The sequence below is a fragment of the Paraburkholderia phenazinium genome (assembly GCF_900142845.1).
Lineage (GTDB): Bacteria > Pseudomonadota > Gammaproteobacteria > Burkholderiales > Burkholderiaceae > Paraburkholderia > Paraburkholderia phenazinium_A.
In genome coordinates, this window is the sequence record NZ_FSRU01000002.1 from 2,987,754 (window position 1) to 3,009,719 (window position 21,966).

A 21,966-nucleotide genomic window follows, 5' to 3' on the forward strand; every position below is an offset into this window, starting at 1 on the left:
CAACGCCGTCCCACGATGACCGACATCGCCAAGCTCACCGGCGTGTCGCAATCGACGGTCTCGCTTGTCCTGAACAACGCGACCGGCGCGAAATTCTCCGAGGCCACCCGCAACAAGGTGCTCAAGGCCGCCCACGATCTCGGCTACCGGCTCTCGGCGCGCGAACCGGTGCTCGCGTCCAAGGACGAGCGCAACCTGATCGTCTATCTCGCCGACGAAATCTCGACGAGTCCGCACCCGGTCGTCAACATCGACGGAGCACGCGACGCCGCCTACGCGAGCGGCAAGATGCTCGCGGTCTACTCGACCCACGGCAACGCGGACATCGAACAACAGGTGCTCGAAACCACGCTGTCGAATCCGCACCTGTTCGGCGTGATCTACGCCACCGTCTACACGCGCAAGGTGAGCCTGCCGGCCGCGCTGTCGCGCGTGCCGACCGTGCTGCTCAACTGCTACACGAGCGAAGGCGGCCAGTCGTCGGTGGTGCCCGCCGAAGTGGCGGGCGGCCATATCGCCACCGAGTACCTGCTCAACGCCGGCCACCGGCGCATCGGCTACATCAACGGCGAGCCGTGGCAGGACGCCTCGAAGGACCGCCTGAAGGGCTACCGCACCGCGCTCGCCACCGCCGACCTGCCGTTCGCCCCGGAACTCGTGCGCGAAGGCGACTGGAGCTCGGGCGTGGGCTTCGAGCACACGCTCTCGCTGATGCGCGAGGCGCATCCGCCCACCGCCATCTTCTGCGCCAACGACCTGACCGCGCTCGGCGCGATCGAGGCGCTCAAGCAGCTTGGCCTGCGGGTGCCCGAAGACATCTCCGTGCTCGGCTACGACGACCAGGAAATTGCCCGCCACACCCATCCGCCGCTCTCGACGGTCGTGCTGCCGAACTACGAGCTGGGCCGCTGGGCAGTGGAAACCTTGCTGCAGGAAGAACAGAACCGCGCCGCGGGCGCGCCGGTGCGGCACCGCATGGTGAAGCTCGACGGTCCGCTCGTCGAACGCGCCTCAGTGAGGGTAATTACCGAGGCAAAATCGCCCATAATTAATATTATTAGTGATTGACCGATAATAATTCCGAGTGGAATAATCGGCACGTCCGGTCAACGGTGCGCAGGTGCCGACCGGCAGGAGAAACACCAAAAAGCAAATACACCTACCTCACCAGGTACTGGAGGAAGACATGGCATCGCTCGAACGGCAATTGCGTGGTCAAAGTCGTCGGCTGACCGCATCCCCGCTGGCTGCATCGCTTGTGGCCCTGACACTCGGTTTTGGCGTCGCAACGGCTCACGCCGACGATGCCCTGCCCAAGATACCCAGCAAGACTCCGCTGAAGGTCGGCTTCGCGCAGACCGAAAGCAACAATCCGTGGCGGCTCGCGGAAACCAAGAGCATGAAGGACATCGCCGCCAAGTGCGGCTGGCAACTGGTCGTCACCGACGCCAACGGCTCCAACGCCAAGCAGGTCTCGGACATCCAGAACATGATCGCGCAGCACGTCGATCTGCTGGTGTTCCCGCCGCGTGAAGAAAAGCCGCTCTCGCCGGTTGTGCTGCAGGCGAAGAAGGCCGGCATTCCAGTGATCCTGGTGGACCGCGACGTCGATCACTCGGTCGCCAAGCCGGGCACGGACTACATCACCTTCATCGGCTCCGACTTTATCAACCAGGGCCAGCGCGCCGCCGACTGGCTGGTGAAGGCCACCAACGGCAAGGCCAAGATCATCGAACTCGAAGGCACCACGGGCGCCTCGGCTGCGAACGATCGCAAGAAGGGCTTCGACGACGTGATCGCGAAGCATCCGGACATGCAGATCATTGCTTCGCAGGACGGCGATTTCTCGCGCGACAAGGGTCGTCAGGTGATGGAAACGCTGCTGCAGGCGCACCCGGACGTGACCGCGGTCTACGCGCATAACGACGAAATGGCGCTGGGCGCGATCGCTGCGATCAAGGCGGCCGGCAAGCAACCGGGCAAGGACATCCAGATCGTGACGATCGACGGCACCAAGGGCGGCATGGACGCCATCGCCGCCGGCGAACTGGGCGCCAGCGTGCAGTCGAGCCCGTTCTTCGGCCCGCTCGCCTGCGATGTCGCGCAGAAATTCGCCAAGGGCGAAACGATCCCGACCTGGGTGAAAGTCTCCGACCGCTTCTACGACAAGAGCAACGTGCAGCAGAGCATGCAGTACGGCTATTGATGTCGCCCCGGCCGTCGGCACGCCGGATCCGGCGTCATAGCTGATCCGGCGCTGCCGATGGCGACGCGCAGTCAGTCTTCTACCCTCGGAGGCGGTCACCTCTGAGGATTGGGAGGCGCCCCGCAGGACGTCCCCTTTATGTCTCCGGGGGGACGGGAAGGGTTCGGAGCGACGCGCCCGTGCCACGACGGGCCGTCGCTTCGCTTTGTCTTACGGACTACTATGGGAAGGTGGCGCGAGCCGCTCCGCCGCCCCGCCGCACAGTATCTGCAGCAGGAGAATAGACGTGACGCAATCCGGCAGCCCCACGCCGCCGTCTCCCAGCGCCGGACGTTCGCCGCTCCTGGAGATGCAGGACATCCAGATCAGTTTCGGCGGCGTGCCCGCCCTGCGCAACGCCAATCTGAGCGTCGCCGCAGGCGAAGTGCATGCGCTGATCGGCCAGAACGGCGCCGGCAAATCCACCATGATCAAGATCCTCACCGGCGCCTATCGGCGCGCCGGTGGGAGCGTGCGTTTCGAAGGCCGCGAGATCGATTTCCGCACGCCGAAGGAAGCGCGTGAAGCGGGCATCAGCACGATCTACCAGGAGATCAATCTGGTGCCGTTCCGCTCCGTGGCGGAAAACATTTTTCTCGGCCGTGAGCCGCGCCGCTACGGTTTGATCGACTGGCGCGCGGTGCAGCGGCGCGCAGCTGCGCTGCTTGAGTCGTTCGGCCTGCAGATCGACGTGAAGAAACCCGTGCGCAGCTATTCAACCGCCATCCAGCAGATGGTGGCGCTCGCGCGCGCGGTGTCGTCCGACGCGAAGATGGTGATCATGGACGAATCCACCTCGTCGCTCGACGAACGCGAAGTGGAACTGCTGTTCAGCGTGGTGCGCAAGCTGCGCGACGACGGCCGCGCGGTGATTTTCGTCTCGCACCGCCTCGACGAACTCTACGCGCTGTGCGACCGCGTCACGGTGATGCGCGACGGCCAGACCGTCGCCCAAAGCTCGATGGCGGAGATGGACAAACTGCAGCTCGTCACGACGATGCTCGGCCGCACGCTGGCCGCCGTCGTTCAGGACGACAGCACCGCGCGCGAGGCCAATCTCGCGCGCCGCGGCGCGCAGGTGATGGCGGCGCACAACCTCAGCGCCCATCCGAAGGTGAGCGACGTCTCGCTCGAAGTGCATGCGGGCGAAGCGGTAGGGCTCGCCGGCCTGCTCGGCTCGGGCCGCACGGAGACGATGCGTCTGATGTTCGGCGCCGACCCGCTCGAACACGGCACGCTCGCCGTGGGCGGCGAAACCGTGACGCTCAAGTCGCCGCAAGATGCGATTGCACGCGGCTTCGCCTACCTCACCGAAGACCGCAAAGGCGACGGCATCGTCCCTGAACTGTCGGTGCGCGACAACCTCACGCTGGTGTGCCTGCGCACGCTGGCCAAACATGGTGTGGTGGACGTGAAAAAGCAGCAGGCCATCGTGGAGCGCTTTATCGCCTCGCTCGGCATCAAGTTGCGCTCGCCGGATCAACCGATCCGCGAACTGTCCGGCGGCAATCAGCAAAAGGTGTTGCTGGCGCGCTGGCTCGCCGCCGAGCCGTCGCTGCTGCTGCTCGACGAGCCGACCCGCGGCATCGACGTCGGCGCCAAGGCGGACGTCGCGAAGATCGTGCGCGAACTGCGCGACGCCGGGCTTGCCGTGCTGCTGTCCGCGTCGGAACTGGAAGAGCTCACTGCTGTGGCGGACCGCGCCGTGGTGATCCGCGACGGCCGCACCGTCGCCGAACTGAACGGCGCTCAAATGAGCGAGAGCAGCATCATGGACGCCATCGCCTATGGCAGCGACGGCCCCTCGCAACTGGTCGAAGCCGCCCACACGGCCCATATCGAAGACGCGCTGGAGGGCGACCGTCATGGCGCTTAAGTCGCTTAAACCACTAGGCAATCAGGCTGCGCAGCCGCTGGCCGCGCAAACCCCGCTGTCCGCCCCGGATAGCGCAGCACAACAACAGGCGAAGAAGCGGCACCGCGTCACGATCCAGCGCGAAGTCATCGTGCTGCTGGCGATGCTGGTGTTCAATCTGCTGTTCACGCAGCACTTCTGGTCGCTGCAAACCTTCAACGTCAATCTGACACAGGTGGTGACGATCGTGATCGTCGGCATCGGCATGACGCTGGTGGTGGCGACGGGCGGCATCGATCTGTCGGTGGGCGCGTCCATGGCGATTTCCGGCGCGCTGGCGCCGATGCTGTTCATGAATATCCCGGGCCCCGGCGGCATCGCCCTCGCGTTCGTCCTGCCGGTGATCGCCGCGGCGGCATGCGGCGTCTTCAACGGCTTGCTGGTGACGAAGCTCTCGGTGCAGCCGATCGTCGCCACGCTGGTGCTGTTCATTGCCGGTCGCGGCATCGCCCAGGTGGTCACCGACGGCAGCCTGCAGGCCTTCGACAACCCCGCGTTCCAGTGGATCGCCCTCGGCAAGGTAGGCGGCGTGCCGTTCCAGGTGCTGCTGATGTTCGCACTGGTCGCGCTGTTCGTCTGGGTCGTGCGCAAGACGCTGTTCGGCCAGTACCTGCTGATCACCGGCGGCAACGAAAAGGCCGCCTATCTGTGCGGCGTGCCGACCGCACGCGTCAAGCTGATCGCCTACACGATATGCGCGGCGCTGGCGGGTCTCGCAGGGTTGATCTCGATTTCGGTGAACTCGTCGTCGGACGCGAATGTGGTCGGCCTCGGCATCGAACTCGATGCGATCGCCGCGGTGGCGGTCGGCGGTACGGCGCTGACGGGCGGCAAGGCGTATATCGGCGGCACGCTGATCGGTGCGCTGATCATCCAGTTGCTGCGCTTTACCCTGCTCGCGCACGGCATTCCCGACGCGGCGGCGCTGGTCGTCAAGGCCGCGATCATCGTCGCAGCGGTGTACGTGCAACGGCGCTCGCGCTGATCCCGAACCGCCCATGTCGACCCTGCTGCCCGTGCTCTCCAAGACTCCGGACCCGATGCGATGAAAAAGAATCTCCCCATCCTGCTCGCGCTCGTCGCCCTCGTGGTGTTCGGGCTCGTGCGTTACGACCACTTCGGCTCGGCCTACAACATCAATTCGTTCTGGCGCTACAACTCGATGTTCGCGCTGATCTCGGTGGGCATGGCCTTCGTGATTATCACGGGCGGCATCGACCTTTCGGTGGGCACGGTAGCGGCCATGTCGAGCGTCGTGGCCGCGCTCACCAGCACCTATGGCGGTTGGGTCGCCGTACTGGCCGGCTCCTTGGCAGGGTTAATCGTGGGTGTGCTGAATGGCATCATCATCACGCGTCTGAAGATCCTGCCGTTCATCACGACGCTCGCCACCAGTCTCGGCGCGCACGGCGTCGGGCTGCTGCTCGGCAAGAACGACGCGGTGTCGATCGCCCCCGACTCGAATTTCGGCGCCTTCGGTCAAGGCGATCTGTTCGGCCTGCCGATCCCCGGCATCGTCGCGGTGGTGGCGGCGCTGGCCGGGTGGCTCGCGCTGCGCAGCACGCGCTTTGGACGGCATTCGCTCGCCATCGGCGGCAGTGAGGAAGCGGCGCGCCTGATGGGACTGAATGTGGACCGCACGCTGGTCACGGCCTATGCCGTAAGCGGCCTGCTGGCCGGCATGGCCGGCGTGATCCTCGCGGCCCAGTTCGGCGCGGGGCAGCCGAACGAAGGGGTGGGCTGGGAGCTGTTCGCGATCTCCGCCGTGGTGCTGGGCGGCACCCTGCTGACCGGCGGCGAGGGCTCGATTGCGATGACGATTGCCGGCGTCCTGCTGCTCGGCCTGGTGTTCAACCTGCTCAACTTCGAAAACGGCCTTGGCTTCATCAGCCTGTCGGCGTACTGGCAATCGGTGATTCGCGGCGTGTTCCTGCTGGCCGTCATCGTGATGCAGGCGCGCGTGCTGAAACAGCGGGGGCGCAAGCGCACGGCTGCCGTGGCGGGCTAAAGGCGGCCTCGCAGGGAATTCGGGCCACGCGCACTGACGCGCGGCGCCCCGGCGCCGTTTTGCCGGCGGCAGCAGCCCCGCTTGTGGTGGCTAAAGACGGCACTTGCGCCGCTTTCCCGGCGCTTTTTCGCCACTTTTGCGGCATTTTTGCCCCTTTTGCCGTCCCGCTAGCAGGGTCAATGCTGCGCTGCGCGACGGCTTTCTGTATCATCCCAAAAACTTGTTGTGAGGACGTATGCCTACCGGCACGCGATCCGGTCACCGGACGGCGCAACGCACCACGCGAATTTGCCCATCGCCGTACCGCTGCTGAACCCCGGCTGTACCCCCGCCGACGTGCTCCACCGCGTGCCGTTCCGACGCCGAAGCCGCAAGTCCGGCAAACCGCTTGACCACGCTCGACGCCGTGCCGATACCCTCAGGTGGCAAGCGCGGTAAAATAGCGGATTGCGCATCATTTCCCTGGCCCCGGATCAGCAGCGGGGTTAGCGCAGCATCGCCCTTGCCGTGCCGGCCGGCTAGTCGTCTGGCCGTCTTTGTTTTCGCACCATCCAAGAAGCCATGAGCAACCTGAATTCACAAACCGTCCTGAGCGTCCATCACTGGACCGATACGCTGTTCAGCTTCACCTGCACGCGCGACCCGTCATTTCGCTTCGAAAACGGCCAGTTCACGATGGTGGGCCTCGAAGTCGACGGCAAGCCGCTGATCCGCGCCTACAGCCTCGCGAGCGCGAACTACGAAGAGCACCTCGAATTCCTGAGCATCAAGGTTCAGGACGGCCCGCTCACCTCGCGCCTGCAGCACCTGAAGGTCGGCGACGAAGTCCTGATCGGCAAGAAGCCGGTCGGCACGCTGATGGCCGACAACCTGTTGCCGGGCAAGACGCTGTGGCTGCTGTCCACCGGCACGGGCCTCGCGCCGTTCATGTCCATCATTAAAGATCCGGACATCTACGACCGTTACGAGCGCGTGGTGCTCACGCACACCTGCCGTTTCGTCGACGAGCTGGCGTACAAGGAATACATCACGGACCACCTGCCGGCGCACGAGCACCTCGGCGAACTGGTTCAGGAAAAGCTGCTGTATTACCCCACCGTCACGCGCGAAGCGTTCCAGAACCGTGGCCGGATCACCGAGCTGATCGAAACCGAAAAGCTGTTCGCCGACCTCGGCGTGCCGGGCTTCTCGCTGGAAAACGACCGCGTCATGCTGTGCGGCAGCCCGCACATGCTGCGCGACACGCGCAAGCTGCTCGACGACGCGGGCTTCCAGGAAGGCAGCAACAATGCGCCGGGGCACTACGTCGTCGAAAAGGCGTTCGTGGGCTAAGCCTAAGCCGCGCGTTACGCGGACGTACCCGGCTCGCCGCCCGCCGGCTGAGCCGCGAAAAACCGGAGCCTTCGCGCTCCGGTTTTGCTTTTTGCGCGCTCGCCGCGAACGCTCGCCGGGTGTTTTTCTGCGCCCGGCAAACCCTCTGCGAAGACATGACCGGCTCACCGCCGACGCCGGAATCCTCGCCCGCTCATCCAGTTACAATTCCGACACACGGCCTCACCTTCAATGTCAGCATTTTTCCTACATGCAAAATGCATATGACAAGTCAACCTCAATAAATTCCTGCCGCAAAAAACCCACGCTGAGCCTTGTCCTATCTGCTTCTTTTCTTTTTTTTGGGATATGATCGCGGCGCATCACCGGTTGCCGTAAGACCCCACCAGGGTTACAGCCGATTTGTTACTGAATGTAAATTTCGTTACGCTACCTCGTAGCGATTTGTCCGTCATGCCGGGGTGCGCAGCGGACACTTCTTGAGGCCAGAGATTCGCATGCGTTCCCTTGTCTTCGCGCCGTCGAAGCGCACCCGGTTTGCTGTGCGAGCAGCATCCTAAGCGGGAGAGTCATGGATACGTCGATTGTCGTACCGATCACCGCGCATGTGCCCACTTCCATCGCCCGCGAAGGCCTCGATGGGGCGAGCGCCAGCAGCCCTGCCGAGCGCGAGATCGCGCGTCTGCGCGCCCGCGTGCGCGAACTGTCCGCTGAACTCGTCCATGCCCAGGAAGCCGCCTGCCAGCGCGTCGCGCGCGAGTTGCACGACAGCGTCGGCGCCGAACTGACCGCGACGCACTTCGCGCTCGCCGGCGTCGAAACCTGGCTGCCCGCCGATGCGCCGCCGCAGTGCGCCGCCGCGCTCACGGTTGCCCAGCGCTCGCTCGACGCCGTCGGCGAAGCCACCCGCCATGCGGTCGCCGAATTGCACGCGCCTTCGCTCGACGCCGGTATCGTGGGCGCGCTGTCGCAATGGACCGGCGACTTCGCCGCCCGCACGCAATTGCGCACCAGCTTCGTGTGCGCTGCCGACGTCCGCCTCACGCGCTTGCCGGCGGATGCCGCGCTCGCGATCTTCCGGGTCGCCCAGGAAGCGCTCAACAACACCGCCAAGCATGCCCGCGCCAGCGCGGCGGACGTGCGCATCGAAGCGAGCCGCCGCCACCTGACGCTCGTCGTCAGTGACGACGGCATTGGCCTCGCACCGCGCGCCCGCACGCGCCGCGGCCATTTCGGCCTCGCCGGCATGCGCGCCCGCTGCGCGGCCTTCGACGGCAGCCTGCAGATCGGCGCCAGCCGCCCCGACGCCAGTACGCACGCGCGCGGCACCACGGTGCGTGCGCGTTTTGCGTGGGATGCGATGCTCGCCGGCGCTGCGTGCGCCGAACGCCTCGCGGCCGGCGCCGCGTCTTTCTCTTCCTGAGCGCGCCGTCATGAGCCTGCGCATCCTGCTCGTCGACGACCACGCCGTGGTCCGCCAGGGCGTCCGGCAACTGTTGATGGACCGTGGCGTGGCGCTCGAAGTCGACGAAGCGGAAACCGGCGCCGATGCGCTCGTTGCGGTGGCGAAGCACGTCTACGACGTCGTCCTGCTCGACATCTCGCTGCCCGACATGAATGGCGTCGAAGCGCTCAAGCGCCTCAAGCGCAAGGCGCCGCGCGCGGCGGTGCTGATGTTCTCCATGTATCGCGAAGACCAGTATGCAGTCCGGGCGTTGAAGGCCGGCGCGGCCGGTTACCTCTCGAAGACCGTCGACGCCGCGCAGATGATCGGCGCGATCCAGCAGGTCGCGGCGGGCCGCAAGTACGTCAGCCCGGCGATGGCCGAGGCGCTCGCCGATTACGTTTCGTTCGACGGCGAGCAGTTGCCGCACGAAAAGCTCTCCGACCGCGAATATCAGACGCTCTGCATGCTCGCCTCCGGCAAGCGGCTGACGGATATCGCCAATGCGCTGTCTTTGTCGGTTAAGACCGTGAGCGTGTACCGCACGCGGCTGCTGGAAAAGATGAAGCTGCGCAACAACGCCGAACTCACCTTCTATGTGATGAGCAACCGCCTCGTCGACCTGAATCCGGCCATGGCCGGCTAGGGTTAAGGGCACCGCAGCGGGGCGCGGCACGACGGCGCGCGTCCTGTCCTGCGTCATCCGCCTGCTATCCCGGAAAAGTAAGGGGTCGCACATCCGCTAAAATCCTGGGTTTCCCGACATTCGGCGCGCAAGACGCGTGCACTACTGGAGACCCACGCCAATGTCCCTGTTTCGCAAGAAAAGCGTCGAGCACATGCTCGCCGCCAGCAGCAAAAGCGGCGGCCTGAAGAAAACCCTCGGCGCGCTCGACCTCACTTTCCTCGGTGTCGGCGCCATCATCGGCACCGGCATTTTCGTCCTGACCGGCACCGGCGCCGTACAAGCCGGCCCGGCGCTGATGCTGTCGTTCATCATCGCGGCCATTGCCTGCGGTTTCGCGGCGCTGGCTTATGCTGAGTTCGCCTCCACCATTCCGGTCGCCGGCTCGATCTACACCTACTCGTACGCCACCCTCGGCGAACTGGCCGCGTGGATCATCGGCTGGGACCTGATGCTCGAATACGGGCTCGCCACCTCGGCCGTGTCGGTCGGCTGGTCGGGCTATCTGCAGTCGCTGCTGTCGGGTTTCGGCGTGACGCTGCCGGTCGCCCTGTCGGCCGCGCCCGGCGCGCTGCCCGGCCATACCACCCTGTTCAACCTGCCCGCCTTCGTCGTGATGATGGCGATCACCGCGCTGCTGTCGGTCGGCATCCGCGAATCCGCGCGCATCAACAACATCATGGTGGCGATCAAGGTGATCGTCGTGCTGCTGGTGATCGGCGTCGGCGTGTTTCACGTCACGCCCGCTAACTGGCATCCGTTCATGCCGAACGGCTGGAACGGCGTGTTCGGCGCGGCGGCGGTGATGTTCTTTGCGTTTATCGGCTTCGATTCCGTTTCGTCGGCGGCCGAAGAGGTGAAGAATCCGAAGCGCGATCTGCCGGTCGGCATCATTGCCTCGCTTGGTGTGTGCGCCGTGCTGTACGTGGCGGTGGCGGCGGTCGTGACGGGCATCGTGCCGTCGGCGCAGTTCGCCAGCATCTCGCACCCGGTGTCGTACGCACTGCAGGTGGCCGGCGAGAAATGGGTAGCTGGCTTCATCGATCTGGGCGCCGTGCTCGGCATGCTGACGGTGATTCTGGTGATGGCCTACGGCCAGACGCGTGTGATCTTCGCCATGTCGCGCGACGGACTGCTGCCCGCCGCGCTTTCGCACGTGCATCCGCGTTTTGCGACGCCGTTCCTGACCACCTGGCTCGTCGGCATCTTCTTCGGCCTGATCGGCGCGCTGGTGCCGCTCAACGTGCTCGCGGAGTTGATCAACATCGGCACGCTGGCGGCGTTTTCGATGGTGTCGATCGCCGTGCTGATCCTGCGCAGGACGCATCCGGACCTGCCGCGCGCCTTCCGCTGTCCAGGCGTGCCGGTGGTGCCGGTGCTCGCCGTGGCGTCGTGCCTGTTCCTGATGGTGAACCTGAAGGCGGTCACGTGGATGGCCTTCGTGATCTGGCTGCTGATCGGCATGGTGATCTATTTCGGTTACTCGCGCCGCCATTCCAAACTCGCGCACGGCTCGCAGCATTGATAGAGGAGCGCCGCGAAACTGAGCGTTGCCCGCCGGCGTTCTGAGGCGCTCAGCGGTATGCATAGGCCTTCATGGGCCTTCAGCAACGCCCAACGGCCTTCCCTGCCGCCTCAAAATGGCTTCAGAACGGCACGCCTGCCCACGCAGCGTGCCGTTTTTTCTTGTCCGGGCCGACACCGCCGCGCGCGCCGTGCCAGCCTCCGGACGATTTCCCCCGATAGCAGCCCTGCCCGATTTGTGCTTTACTTTTCGGTGGAACCATAAAAAGCACAAACCGAAGCGAGCCCTCACAGCAGGCAGGCGGAAGGTAGTGAACGTGGGCCCGCGCCGGTCTCGATCCCTCTCGCAACCATGTTGCATGGGACCAGAGTAAGCGCCAAAGCGCTAGCTCTGGCCGACAAAGGAGACAGTTCATGGCGATCAGCATCAGTCTGACGGTGAACGGCACGCCCGTTACCGCCGAAATCGAGCCCCACACCCTGCTTGTCCAGTTCCTGCGCGATCAACTCCGGCTCACCGGCACGCATATCGGCTGCGACACCGCCCAATGCGGCGCGTGCACGGTGCATCTGAACGGACGCGCGATCAAATCGTGCAACATTCTCGCCGTGCAGGCCGAAGGTGCGCAGATCACCACCATCGAAGGTCTCGCCAAAGACGGCGAACTGCATCCCATGCAGGCGGCGTTCCGCCACTGCCACGGCCTGCAGTGCGGCTTCTGCACGCCGGGCATGGTGATGAGCGCGACCTCGCTGGCGCAGCGTCAGCCCGATCTCACCGAAGCGGACGTGCGCGCCCAGCTCGACGGCAATCTGTGCCGCTGTACGGGGTATCACAACATCGTCAAGGCCGTGCTCGAAGGCGCTGCCGGCATGAAGTCCGGCGCCGCCGCTCAGGCGAGCGCGCAAGTCACGGTCTGAGGAGACGACGATGAACGCACCCGACCCGCATCCGCTGATTGGCGCCTCCGTCCAGCGCAAGGAAGACTACCGGTTCCTGACCGGCAATGGTCAGTACACCGACGATATCGTGCTGCCCCAGCAAACCTATGCCGTGTTCCTGCGCTCGCCGTACGCGCATGCGCGGATCAAAAGCATCGACACGGCCGCGGCGAAGCAATCGCCTGGCGTGGTGGCGATTTTCACCGGCGCGGATATGGCCGCTGACAGCGTGGGCGGCCTGCCCTGCGGCTGGCTGATCCACAGCGTCGACGGCAAACCGATGAACGAGCCGCCACATCCGGTGATCGCGCATACCAAGGCGCGCCACGTCGGCGACCAGGTGGCGCTGGTGATCGCCCGCTCGGTGAAAGAGGCGAAAGACGCCGCCGAGTTGATCGAAGTCGATTACGACGTGCTGCCCGCCGTGGTGGATACGGCGCACGCCGCCGATCCGGGCCAGCCCGCCGTGCACGACGAAGTGCCGGACAACGTCTGCTACACGTGGGGTCACGGCGACAAGGCGGCCACCGACGCCGCCTTCGCCAAAGCCGCGCACGTCACGACGCTCGATATCGTCAACAACCGCCTGATCCCGAACGCGATCGAACCGCGAGCGGTGAACGCCAGCTGGTCGCCGCAGGACGACAGCTACACGGTATATGTCGCGAACCAGAATCCGCACGTCGAACGGCTGCTGATGGCGGCGTTCGTGCTGTCGCTGCCGGAATCGAAGCTGCGCGTGATTGCGCCGGACGTCGGCGGCGGCTTTGGTTCGAAGATCTTTTTATATGCCGAAGATGTGGCGCTCACCTGGGCGTCGAAGAAAATCCGCCGGCCGGTGAAATGGACTGCAGAACGTTCGGAGGCCTTCATTTCGGATGCACATGGCCGCGACCATGTGACGAAGGCCGAGCTGGCCATGGACGCCAACGGCACTTTCCTCGCCATGCGCGTGCACACCATCGCCAACATGGGCGCGTACCTGTCGACCTTCGCCTCGAGCGTGCCCACCATCCTCTACGCGACGCTGCTGGCGGGTCAGTACGCCACGCCCGCGATCTACGCCGAGGTGAAGGCGGTCTTCACCAATACGGTCCCCGTCGATGCATACCGTGGCGCGGGCCGGCCTGAAGCCACCTATGTGGTCGAACGGCTGGTCGAAACCGCGGCGCGCGAAATGAACCTCGATCCGGCGGAGATCCGCCGCCGCAACTTCATTCGCACGTTTCCGTATGCGACACCGGTAGGCCTCACTTACGACACCGGCGATTACGAAACCACGCTGGCCCGCGCGCTGGAACTCGCCGACGTGAAAGGCTTCGCGGCCCGCAAGCAGGCCTCGGAGCGAAACGGCAAGCGGCGTGGACTTGGATACTCGTGCTACATCGAAGCCTGTGGACTCGCACCGTCGAATATCGCCGGCGCGCTCGGCGCTCGAGCCGGCCTGTTCGAAGCGGGTGAGGTACGCGTGCACCCCACCGGTTCGGTGACGGTGTTCACCGGCTCGCACAGTCACGGCCAAGGGCATGAGACGACGTTCGCCCAGGTCGTGGCGGACCGGCTCGGCATTCCGATTGAGAACGTCGAAATCGTGCATGGCGATACCGGTCGCATTCCGTTCGGCATGGGCACATATGGCTCACGCTCGATTGCGGTGGGCGGCTCGGCGATCATGAAGGCGCTCGACAAGATCGAAGCAAAGGCGAAGAAAATCGCCGCGCATCTGCTGGAAGCGGCGGCCGAAGACATCGAGTTCAAGAACGGCGTGTTCCGCGTCGCCGGCACCGACCGCACCAAGGCTTTTGCCGACATCTCGCTCGCCGCCTACGTGCCGCACAACTATCCGCTCGACAAGCTCGAACCGGGACTCGACGAAAGCGCCTTCTACGATCCGACCAACTTCACCTATCCGGCCGGCTCGTATATCTGCGAAGTGGAGGTGGATCCGGATACCGGCGAGTGCCGCATCCAGCAATTCACCGCGGTCGACGATTTCGGCAACGTGATCAATCCGATGATCGTCGAAGGCCAGGTGCATGGCGGCCTGGGTCAGGGGATCGGCCAGGCGATGCTCGAGCGCTGCGTGTACGACAACGACAGCGGCCAGTTGCTGTCCGGCTCGTACATGGACTACGCGATGCCGCGCGCCTCCGACCTGCCGAGCTTCACGGTGGAAACCGCCAAAGGCACGCCGTGCACGCACAATCCGCTCGGCGTGAAGGGCTGCGGCGAAGCGGGCGCAATCGGTTCGCCGCCGGCGGTGATCAACGCGATTCTCGATGCGCTGGCGCCGCTCGGCGTGAAGGATCTGCAAATGCCCGCCACGCCGCATCGTGTGTGGTCCGCGATCCGCGCTGCGCAACAACCCTGACCGGAGCAAGCCGACATGTACACCTTCGACTATCAACGCGCGGCCGATCCCAAAGCGGCGGTCGCCGCGCTCGCCGGCGACAGCGACGCAAAATTCCTCGCCGGCGGCCAAAGCCTGCTGCCGACCATGCGCCTGCGCCTCGCGCAGCCATCGAAGCTGATCGACGTCACGCGGATTGCCGCGCTCAAGGAGATTCGCGTCGACGCCAACAGCGTGACCATCGGCGCGGCCGTCTGTCATGCGGACGTCGCCGATCACGCCGACATCCGCCGCGTCCTGCCTGGGCTTGCCAGCCTCGCGAGCCATATCGGCGACCGTCAGGTGCGCGCGCTCGGCACGATCGGCGGCTCGCTCGCCAACAACGATCCCGCCGCCTGCTATCCGGCCGCGGTGCTGGCGCTCGGCGCCACGATCGTGACGGACCGGCGGCGCATCGCCGCCGACGACTTCTTTGTCGGCATGTACGAGACTGCGCTCGCGCCCGACGAGCTGATCACCGCCGTCGAATTTCCGCTCGCCGAGCGCAGCGCCTACGAGAAATTCCGCAATCCGGCTTCGCACTTTGCGCTGGTTGGCGTGTTTGTCGCGAAACGGGCGGATGGGGTGCGGGTGGCGGTGACGGGCGCGGGGGCATCCGTGTTTCGCTCTCCTGATCTGGAGAGCGCGCTCACCGCGAACTTTACGCCAGCGGCGGCGCAAGCCGTCACGGTGTCCGCAGACGACCTGAACACGGATATGCACGCCAGCGCCGAGTACCGGGCGCATCTGATTCCGCTGCTGACTGCACGGGCGGTGACCACCGCGAATGGTTAGTTCAATTGACGACACCCTTGCCCAGCTCGGCGCTCAAGGCTATTTCGCGAGCCGCGAGCTGGCGACCGCGCTGTTCCTTGCGCTGCGCATGGAACGGCCGTTGTTTGTCGAGGGCGAGCCGGGAGTCGGCAAGACCGAACTGGCCAAGGCAGCCGCGGGCCTGCTCGGCACGTCGATGCTGCGGCTGCAATGCTACGAAGGGCTCGACACGGCCAGCGCGCTCTACGAGTGGGACTATCCGCGGCAGATCATGGCGCTGCGGCTGGCAGAAGCGGCCGGTGAGCGGCCCGGCAACGACACGCTATATCGCAGCGAATTTCTCCTCAAGCGCCCGCTGTTGCAGGCGCTGATGCCGGACGAACTGCATCCCGGCGCGCGTCGTGTGCTGCTGATCGACGAGATCGACCGCGCCGACGAGCCGTTCGAGGCGTTTCTGCTCGAACTGCTGTCGGACTTTCAGGTGTCGATTCCGGAATACGGCACGGTGCGCGCCGAGCAACCGCCGCTCGTCGTGATGACCTCGAACCGCACCCGCGAGGTACACGACGCATTAAAGCGCCGCTGCCTGTATCAATGGATCGACTATCCGGAGCGCGATCGCGAACTGGCGATCGTCGCGGCGCGCGCCCCGCAGACGAGCGCCGAGTTGCAACGGCGTGCCGTCGATTTCGTGCATCAGTTGCGCGGCATGGATCTGTTCAAGGCCCCGGGGATCGCGGAGACAATCGACTGGTGCCGCGCGCTGGCCGCGTTGAGCGTGACCGAACTCGATCCGCAGTCGGTGCAGGACACGCTCGGCGTGCTGCTGAAGTATCAGGACGATCTGGCGCGGGTGGACGCAGCGCAGATCGGGCAGTGCCTGGCAGCGAAGGAATGACGGCGGGTATGACAGTCATGCCAAGTGCTCCCGATGACGAACTGCCTCCCACACTCGCGCACAATGTCGTCCATTTCGTGCGCGTGCTGCGCGGCGCGGGCTTGCCGATGTCGCCGTCGCACGCGGTGGATGCACTCGATGCGTTGCGCTGGATCGACCTCGGCCGCCGCGATGACGTATGCGCCGCACTGGCCGCGCTGCTGATCTCCGCCCCCGACGAACGCGAGATCTTCAACACGGCCTTCAACCTGTTCTGGCGCGATCCCGACTGGGAAAGCAAGCTGCGCGCGCTGCTGCTGCCGAAGGTGCGCAACGGTCTGCCGCCGCCCAGGCGCAACAACCGTCTCGCCGACGCGCTTGCCGCGCGTCCGGCCGGCTCACGCAACGCCCAGACCGCACCCGAAACCGAGCAACACGAACTGCGCGCGCACGTCACGTTCAGCGCCGAAGAGCGTCTGCGTCACCGCGACTTCGACACCCTCAGCGCCGACGAATGGCGCACGCTGCGTCATGTGATCCGCGGTCACCGCCTGCCGCTCGCCACCGAACCGACGCGCCGCCTCAAGGCCGCCTCGCGCGGCACCCATGCGGACCTGCGGGCGAGCGCGCGTCACGCGGTACGCTCGGGCGGCGACTGGACCGTGTGGAAGTACCGCGCTGTCATCGAACGCAAGCCGCCGCTCGTGCTGCTGCTCGATATCTCCGGATCGATGAGCGCCTATTCGCGCGCGGTACTGTATTTCTGTCACGCATTATTGCAATCGCGAGAACGGCTGCAGGTATTCTTGTTCGGCACGCGCCTCACCCATGCGACGCGCGCGCTGCGCGAGCGCGACCCCGACGTGGCGATCGCCGCGCTGGCCGATCAGGTGGTGGACTGGTCGGGCGGCACACGCATCGGCGCGGCGCTCGCCGAGTTCAACCGGCGCTGGGCGCGGCGCGTGCTGTCCGGCAGGGCAACCGTACTGCTCGTCACCGACGGCCTCGACCACGAGGCCATTGACATGCTCGACACCGAAATGGCGCGTCTGCGCCGCTTCGCCCATCGCATCATCTGGCTCAACCCGCTGCTGCGGTATAGCGGCTTCTCAGCGAAGGCGCGCGGCGTGCAGGCGATCCTGCCCTATGTCGACGCGCACCGGCCAGTTCATAATCTCGATAGTCTGGCTGCATTCGGCCGCGATCTGGCGCAACTGACGCGCGCCCCTCGCGCCGATGCCGCGGCCGGAACACAAGGAGTCACGCGATGGAACTGACCGAAAGCTACACGCTGCCCGTCTCGCAGCAGCGCACGTGGGAGGCGCTGAACGACACCGCGATCCTGCGCGCGTCGATCCCCGGCTGCGAGAGCATCGAAGCGGACGGCGAGAACGCGTTTGCGCTGTCGATGGCCGCCTCGGTAGGTCCCGTGAAGGCGCGCTTCAAAGGGCGTATGCTGCTGACCGATATCAACGCGCCGCAGACCTACACCATCGTCTTCGAAGGCCAGGGCGGGGTGGCCGGGTTCGGCTCCGGCAATGCCCGCGTCACGTTGGAACCGGAGGGCCCCGAAGCGACCAGGCTGACGTACACGGCGAGCGCGCAGGTCGGCGGCAAACTGGCGCAAATCGGCTCGCGGCTCGTCGACGGCGCGGCACGCAAGCTGGCCGGCGAATTTTTCAAGCGCTTCAGCGCTCAGGTGACCGATGAAGGCGGCGCGGATGCAGCGGCCGACACCGCGGCGCCAGCAGACGACACAGCATCAACCGACGGCGCGGATTCCGAATCCGGCGACGCTCAAGCGAAAAGGAAGAAATCATGGACAGCGTGGATCTCGAAGTCCTGAAGTCCAGTGCACGCTGGCTCGAACTGGGACATCGCGCGCTACTCGTCACCGTGGTCAAGACGTGGGGCTCGTCGCCACGTCCGGAAGGCGCAATGCTGGCGGTGCGCGACGATGGTCTCGTGGTGGGATCGGTGTCGGGCGGCTGCATCGAAGACGACCTGATCGACCGGGTGCGGCAACGCGGCATCGAGCAAACCTTGCCGGAGGCGGTCAAGTACGGCATCACGGCGGAAGAAGCGCATCGTTTCGGGCTGCCCTGCGGCGGCACCATCCAGTTGGTGCTCGAGCCGTTGAACGAGGCAAGCGGCATCGCCGAACTGTGTGAAGCGGTCGAAGACGGCAAGCTGATTGCACGCCGGGTCGAGATGGCGACGGGCGGGGTGCAACTGGGCGCCGCGCAGGCGACGGACGGCGTCGACTTCGACGGCGAGCGCCTGCTGACGATCCACGGACCGCGCTACCGGATGCTGGTGATCGGCGCGGGGCAATTGTCGCGCTATCTCTGCCATATCGCGGTGGGGCTCGACTACCAGGTGACCGTCTGCGATCCGCGCGAAGAGTACACCGACGAATGGGATATCCCCGGCACAAGGATCGTACGCACGATGCCCGACGATACGGTGCTCGACATGAAGCTCGACGAGCGCTGCGCGGTGATCGCGCTGACGCACGACCCGAAGCTCGACGATCTTGCCTTGATGGAAGCACTGAAGACGCCCGCGTTCTATGTCGGCGCGCTGGGATCGCGGCGCAACAATGCCGCCCGGCGCGAGCGGCTCAAGGAGTTCGACCTGAACGATACCGAACTGGCGAGGCTGCATGGGCCGGTCGGCATTTATATCGGCAGCAGAACGCCGCCGGAGATCGCCGTGTCGATTCTGGCGGAAGTGACGGCGGCAAAGAACGGCGTATCGCTGCCGACCTTGCTGCAGGTTGAAGGCGCGAAAGCCGCACGGGAAATTGCCGCGAGCGGCGGCGCGACCTGTAACGTCTAACGCGTTTCCTCTACACCTTTTCCTCCACAACGTTAGCCATCCGGCTGACTGGTTTCTCTCCCCCAAATCCCTAGCATGACCTCATGCGCGGCGCCCCGTCGCCGCGCACATGCGTTCGTCGCGCGAGGCGCTGCGAGGTCGCTTGCGATCTCTGCGTATCGCACGCGCAACGGCGTCGTTATTCCGTTGACGGAATATTCCATGGAGGGTATATTTATCTATGAGTTGGGAAATCGAGTACACCGATCTCTTCGGTGCATGGTGGGAAGATTTGACGGAAGCAGAGCAGGTGTCGGTCAAGGCATCGGTTGATTTGCTTGAGCAGGTTGGCCCGGAATTGCCGCACCCGTATTGCAGCCAGGTCAAGGGCTCGAAGTACGGTCGTATGCGCGAATTGAGAGTCCAGCATGCGGGCAAACCTTATCGCGTGCTTTATGCATTTGACCCATTCCGCACGGGCATTCTGCTGCTCGGCGGCAACAAGACCGGTAACGATCGCTGGTATGCAGTCAATGTGCCACGTGCCGATGCGTTATTTGGCGAGCATCTGGCACAACTGGAACAGAAAGGAGGCCGTAATGGCAAAGAAGTTCTCTGAACTCGCAGCAAAGATGTCACCCGAGTTGCGTGCCGAGGCAGCGCAACGGACCAACGCAATGCTCGCCGAAATGGCGCTCGCGGAATTACGCCGTGCTCTTGGCTTCTCGCAGGAGGAGCTGGCCGGCTTGCTGGATGTGAAGCAACCCAGTATCGCCAAGCTCGAGCAGCGAACGGACATGTACATCTCCACGTTGCGTGACCATATTCATGCACTGGGCGGCGAGCTGGTCATGATCGCGCGCTTCCCGGATCGCGACGTCAAACTGAGTTCGCTAGGGGAGAGGCCTGCGGCCCGGGGCGCGGCCGCCTGACTCGTCGGCACAGTGTAGAGGCGAAAACCGGGCTTATGCGCGCCGCCCGCTTGACAAGCGGCTTCTGTGAACCGACTCTGAGCGACGCAGCCCCGTCAACGTATCCGTTCGGACACCTGAACCCGCCATGCGCCTCGCCCCTTTCGCCTATATCGCGACTGCCAGCTGGCTCTTGAGCGCCTGCGCCGCCAGCGCGAGCGTTGCGGTCGCGGTCGGCCCGGACGATCCCTACACCAACGAGGGCGAAACCCAGACCTACACCGTCAACGCGGACGGCTCGTACAGCAAGCTCGACAGCATGACGCTGCACGTGAACAACGAGGCGGGCGTGGCGCGCGTGGCCCAGCAATACATCTGGTTCAACCGCAACATGGCGGATGTGCAGATCATCGAGGCTTATACGACCGGTGCGGACGGAGTGCGCCATGACGTCCAGCCCGACGAGATCCGCGACGTGCAGGAAGCTCGCTCGTTCGACGCCCCAATGTTCCAGGACATCCAGGAAAAGGTGATCGTGTTCCCTGCGGTCGAACCAGGCTCGCGCGTTCACCTGACTTACCGCAAGACGCAAAAGGTGCCGATCGTAGCGGGTGAATTCAGCGATTTCACGCCGCCCGATCTCGCACCCACTCACAACTTCCGCCTGATCTACGACCTCCCCGCCGACAAGCCGCTTTACGCCGACGCCCGCGGCTTCACGGTCGAGCCGCCGGTCACGCACGACGGCCGCACACGTTACGAATTCCGCTATGACCGGGCGCATTTCAGCCGCCTCGAGCATGGTTCGGTGGCGTATGTGTCCTACGGCGACCGCTTGATGGTGTCCACCTTCGCGGACTACGCGGCATTCGCCGCGACGTATCGCGCGTCGGCGGCCGACCCGAGCGCGCATGACGCCGCGCTGGTCCAGCTCGCGCAATCGGTCGCTGCGCACCAGAGCTCGCCACGGGCGAAAGCCAAGGCGCTCTACGACTGGGTCCGCCGCAATGTGCGCTACGTCGCCATCAACGTGGGGCGCGGCGCGGTGGTGCCGCATCCGGCGAGCGCCATCCTCGCGGACCGCTATGGCGACTGCAAGGACCACGTCGCGCTATACGGCGCGTTGCTCGACGCGGTGGGCATCCGCAACGAGCCGGCGCTGATCAGCAGCGGCACGATCTACACGCTGCCGAGCGTGCCCGGCTACGGCGTGATCAATCACGTGATCACCTGGCTGCCCGACTTGCAGATGTACGCCGACTCCACAGCATCGAATGTGGAATTCGGCTTTCTGCCGTCCACCGACATGGACCGGCCCGCGTTACTCGTCGACCAGGGCAAGCTGGCGCAAACGCCGGCGACTGCCACCATGGCGCATCGTTCCGAGTTGTCGATCACGGTCGCGCCCGATGGCTCGGCGAGTTTCGTCTATCAGGTGCAGGCGTCCGGCTGGCCGGCGGAACAGGGACGCGCAATGCTGCGCATGCAGACACCGGCGCAGCGTGAGGAATCGATTCAGGCCGAACTGCGCAGTGCCAACCTGAACGGCACGGCCACGCTATCCACAAGCGACCTCGCCGCCACCGACGGCCCCTTGACGATCACAATGAAAGGCACGTTGGAGAGCCTCGTGGTGCCGGGCACCGCGGCCTCCATTCCCGCACTGACGAGCTTTGCGGGCGGCTTCAGTGCGGATGCGCAGTACTGGTTAGGCGAACGTCAGCGCACCCAGCCGTTCGTCTGCCGCAACCTCGAGTTGCACGAACACGCGCGCATTTCGCTGCCACCCAACTTCAGCGTGCTCGACATGCCGGAGGCGACGCAAGCGCAGGATCGCTTCATCGATTTCCACTCGCAGTACCGCTTCGATCCGCTTACCAACATCGTGACGATGACGCGCGACGGCGTCACGCATTTCGACAGCGAAGTCTGCACTCCCGACGAGTTCGCGCAGATGCGTCCCACCATCGAGCGGGTCGGGCGCGACGTGCGGGCCGAGGTGATCGTTAAGTCGACGCTGGTCGAGTCGTCGCACGTGGCGGCGTTCTCACCCTCTACGCCGTCCTCGTCGCTCTCGCCGTTCGCGCCATGATAAGGCCG

Annotated in this window: 19 protein-coding genes; all 19 read left to right on the forward strand. The window is 65.1% G+C overall.

Annotated features, from left to right (window positions below):
• Nucleotides 1-15: 15 nt before the first annotated feature.
• Nucleotides 16-1,068, forward strand: a complete 1,053-nt coding sequence (locus BUS12_RS30425; RefSeq protein WP_074301048.1) for a LacI family DNA-binding transcriptional regulator — start codon at nucleotides 16-18, stop codon at nucleotides 1,066-1,068.
• A gap of 118 nt (nucleotides 1,069-1,186) precedes the next feature.
• The gene (locus BUS12_RS30430; RefSeq protein ID WP_074301049.1) at nucleotides 1,187-2,206 is read left to right on the forward strand and encodes an ABC transporter substrate-binding protein; all 1,020 of its coding nucleotides are present in this window, start codon (nucleotides 1,187-1,189) and stop codon (nucleotides 2,204-2,206) included.
• Nucleotides 2,207-2,492: 286 nt separating this feature from the next.
• Nucleotides 2,493-4,121, forward strand: coding sequence for a sugar ABC transporter ATP-binding protein (locus tag BUS12_RS30435; protein WP_074301050.1), 1,629 nt, complete (start codon nucleotides 2,493-2,495; stop codon nucleotides 4,119-4,121).
• Nucleotides 4,111-5,145: an ABC transporter permease gene (locus BUS12_RS30440; RefSeq protein ID WP_074301051.1), complete on the forward strand. Its 1,035-nt coding sequence runs from the start codon at nucleotides 4,111-4,113 to the stop codon at nucleotides 5,143-5,145. Before BUS12_RS30435 ends, BUS12_RS30440 begins: the two co-directional genes overlap by 11 nt.
• A gap of 60 nt (nucleotides 5,146-5,205) precedes the next feature.
• Nucleotides 5,206-6,168, forward strand: coding sequence for an ABC transporter permease (locus tag BUS12_RS30445; RefSeq protein WP_074301052.1), 963 nt, complete (start codon nucleotides 5,206-5,208; stop codon nucleotides 6,166-6,168).
• A 561-nt stretch (nucleotides 6,169-6,729) separates the two neighbouring features.
• Nucleotides 6,730-7,500, forward strand: a complete 771-nt coding sequence (locus tag BUS12_RS30450) for a ferredoxin--NADP reductase (protein ID WP_074301053.1) — start codon at nucleotides 6,730-6,732, stop codon at nucleotides 7,498-7,500.
• A 571-nt stretch (nucleotides 7,501-8,071) separates the two neighbouring features.
• Entirely contained in the window at nucleotides 8,072-8,923 is an 852-nt protein-coding gene (locus BUS12_RS30455; RefSeq protein ID WP_074301054.1) for a sensor histidine kinase, read from the forward strand.
• Between the two features lie 10 nt (nucleotides 8,924-8,933).
• Nucleotides 8,934-9,590, forward strand: a complete 657-nt coding sequence (gene rqpR, locus BUS12_RS30460) for a response regulator transcription factor RqpR (RefSeq protein WP_074301055.1) — start codon at nucleotides 8,934-8,936, stop codon at nucleotides 9,588-9,590.
• 160 nt (nucleotides 9,591-9,750) lie between these two features.
• Nucleotides 9,751-11,154: a branched-chain amino acid transporter BcaP gene (locus BUS12_RS30465; protein WP_074301056.1), complete on the forward strand. Its 1,404-nt coding sequence runs from the start codon at nucleotides 9,751-9,753 to the stop codon at nucleotides 11,152-11,154.
• Nucleotides 11,155-11,567: 413 nt separating this feature from the next.
• Nucleotides 11,568-12,074, forward strand: a complete 507-nt coding sequence (locus tag BUS12_RS30470) for a (2Fe-2S)-binding protein (RefSeq protein ID WP_074301057.1) — start codon at nucleotides 11,568-11,570, stop codon at nucleotides 12,072-12,074.
• Between the two features lie 10 nt (nucleotides 12,075-12,084).
• Nucleotides 12,085-14,466: a xanthine dehydrogenase family protein molybdopterin-binding subunit gene (locus tag BUS12_RS30475; protein ID WP_074301058.1), complete on the forward strand. Its 2,382-nt coding sequence runs from the start codon at nucleotides 12,085-12,087 to the stop codon at nucleotides 14,464-14,466.
• Nucleotides 14,467-14,481: 15 nt separating this feature from the next.
• A complete protein-coding gene (locus BUS12_RS30480; protein ID WP_074301059.1) occupies nucleotides 14,482-15,279 on the forward strand; it encodes an FAD binding domain-containing protein in 798 nt (265 codons plus the stop codon).
• Complete coding sequence (locus BUS12_RS30485) at nucleotides 15,272-16,156, forward strand: AAA family ATPase (protein WP_074301060.1); 885 nt, start codon at nucleotides 15,272-15,274, stop codon at nucleotides 16,154-16,156. Before BUS12_RS30480 ends, BUS12_RS30485 begins: the two co-directional genes overlap by 8 nt.
• A gap of 8 nt (nucleotides 16,157-16,164) precedes the next feature.
• Complete coding sequence (locus BUS12_RS30490; RefSeq protein ID WP_253190233.1) at nucleotides 16,165-17,412, forward strand: vWA domain-containing protein; 1,248 nt, start codon at nucleotides 16,165-16,167, stop codon at nucleotides 17,410-17,412.
• Nucleotides 17,403-17,981 (forward strand): SRPBCC family protein, encoded by a 579-nt coding sequence (locus tag BUS12_RS30495; RefSeq protein WP_074301062.1) that lies wholly within the window; start codon nucleotides 17,403-17,405, stop codon nucleotides 17,979-17,981. The genes BUS12_RS30490 and BUS12_RS30495 overlap by 10 nt, the downstream gene beginning before the upstream one ends.
• Nucleotides 17,954-18,976 carry an XdhC family protein gene (locus BUS12_RS30500; protein WP_074301063.1) on the forward strand — a complete coding sequence of 341 codons (1,023 nt, stop codon included), beginning with the start codon at nucleotides 17,954-17,956 and terminating at the stop codon, nucleotides 18,974-18,976. The genes BUS12_RS30495 and BUS12_RS30500 overlap by 28 nt, the downstream gene beginning before the upstream one ends.
• A 220-nt stretch (nucleotides 18,977-19,196) precedes the next feature.
• Nucleotides 19,197-19,574, forward strand: coding sequence for a type II toxin-antitoxin system RelE/ParE family toxin (locus BUS12_RS30505; RefSeq protein WP_074301064.1), 378 nt, complete (start codon nucleotides 19,197-19,199; stop codon nucleotides 19,572-19,574).
• Nucleotides 19,555-19,887 carry a helix-turn-helix domain-containing protein gene (locus BUS12_RS30510; protein WP_074301065.1) on the forward strand — a complete coding sequence of 111 codons (333 nt, stop codon included), beginning with the start codon at nucleotides 19,555-19,557 and terminating at the stop codon, nucleotides 19,885-19,887. Before BUS12_RS30505 ends, BUS12_RS30510 begins: the two co-directional genes overlap by 20 nt.
• A 127-nt stretch (nucleotides 19,888-20,014) precedes the next feature.
• Nucleotides 20,015-21,958 carry a DUF3857 domain-containing transglutaminase family protein gene (locus BUS12_RS30515; protein ID WP_074301066.1) on the forward strand — a complete coding sequence of 648 codons (1,944 nt, stop codon included), beginning with the start codon at nucleotides 20,015-20,017 and terminating at the stop codon, nucleotides 21,956-21,958.
• The last annotated feature ends 8 nt before the right edge of the window (nucleotides 21,959-21,966 follow it).

What these genes read in the sequence shown, in the direction of transcription:
- BUS12_RS30425 (WP_074301048.1), top strand. Translation starts at nt 16, where the DNA reads ATGACCGACATCGCCAAGCTCACCGGCGTGTCGCAATCGACGGTCTCG.
- BUS12_RS30430 (WP_074301049.1), top strand. Translation starts at nt 1,187, where the DNA reads ATGGCATCGCTCGAACGGCAATTGCGTGGTCAAAGTCGTCGGCTGACC.
- BUS12_RS30440 (WP_074301051.1), top strand. Translation starts at nt 4,111, where the DNA reads ATGGCGCTTAAGTCGCTTAAACCACTAGGCAATCAGGCTGCGCAGCCG.
- BUS12_RS30445 (WP_074301052.1), top strand. Translation starts at nt 5,206, where the DNA reads ATGAAAAAGAATCTCCCCATCCTGCTCGCGCTCGTCGCCCTCGTGGTG.
- BUS12_RS30450 (WP_074301053.1), top strand. Translation starts at nt 6,730, where the DNA reads ATGAGCAACCTGAATTCACAAACCGTCCTGAGCGTCCATCACTGGACC.
- BUS12_RS30455 (WP_074301054.1), top strand. Translation starts at nt 8,072, where the DNA reads ATGGATACGTCGATTGTCGTACCGATCACCGCGCATGTGCCCACTTCC.
- rqpR (WP_074301055.1), top strand. Translation starts at nt 8,934, where the DNA reads ATGAGCCTGCGCATCCTGCTCGTCGACGACCACGCCGTGGTCCGCCAG.
- BUS12_RS30465 (WP_074301056.1), top strand. Translation starts at nt 9,751, where the DNA reads ATGTCCCTGTTTCGCAAGAAAAGCGTCGAGCACATGCTCGCCGCCAGC.
- BUS12_RS30470 (WP_074301057.1), top strand. Translation starts at nt 11,568, where the DNA reads ATGGCGATCAGCATCAGTCTGACGGTGAACGGCACGCCCGTTACCGCC.
- BUS12_RS30475 (WP_074301058.1), top strand. Translation starts at nt 12,085, where the DNA reads ATGAACGCACCCGACCCGCATCCGCTGATTGGCGCCTCCGTCCAGCGC.
- BUS12_RS30480 (WP_074301059.1), top strand. Translation starts at nt 14,482, where the DNA reads ATGTACACCTTCGACTATCAACGCGCGGCCGATCCCAAAGCGGCGGTC.
- BUS12_RS30485 (WP_074301060.1), top strand. Translation starts at nt 15,272, where the DNA reads ATGGTTAGTTCAATTGACGACACCCTTGCCCAGCTCGGCGCTCAAGGC.
- BUS12_RS30490 (WP_253190233.1), top strand. Translation starts at nt 16,165, where the DNA reads ATGACAGTCATGCCAAGTGCTCCCGATGACGAACTGCCTCCCACACTC.
- BUS12_RS30495 (WP_074301062.1), top strand. Translation starts at nt 17,403, where the DNA reads ATGGAACTGACCGAAAGCTACACGCTGCCCGTCTCGCAGCAGCGCACG.
- BUS12_RS30500 (WP_074301063.1), top strand. Translation starts at nt 17,954, where the DNA reads ATGGACAGCGTGGATCTCGAAGTCCTGAAGTCCAGTGCACGCTGGCTC.
- BUS12_RS30505 (WP_074301064.1), top strand. Translation starts at nt 19,197, where the DNA reads ATGAGTTGGGAAATCGAGTACACCGATCTCTTCGGTGCATGGTGGGAA.
- BUS12_RS30510 (WP_074301065.1), top strand. Translation starts at nt 19,555, where the DNA reads ATGGCAAAGAAGTTCTCTGAACTCGCAGCAAAGATGTCACCCGAGTTG.
- BUS12_RS30515 (WP_074301066.1), top strand. Translation starts at nt 20,015, where the DNA reads ATGCGCCTCGCCCCTTTCGCCTATATCGCGACTGCCAGCTGGCTCTTG.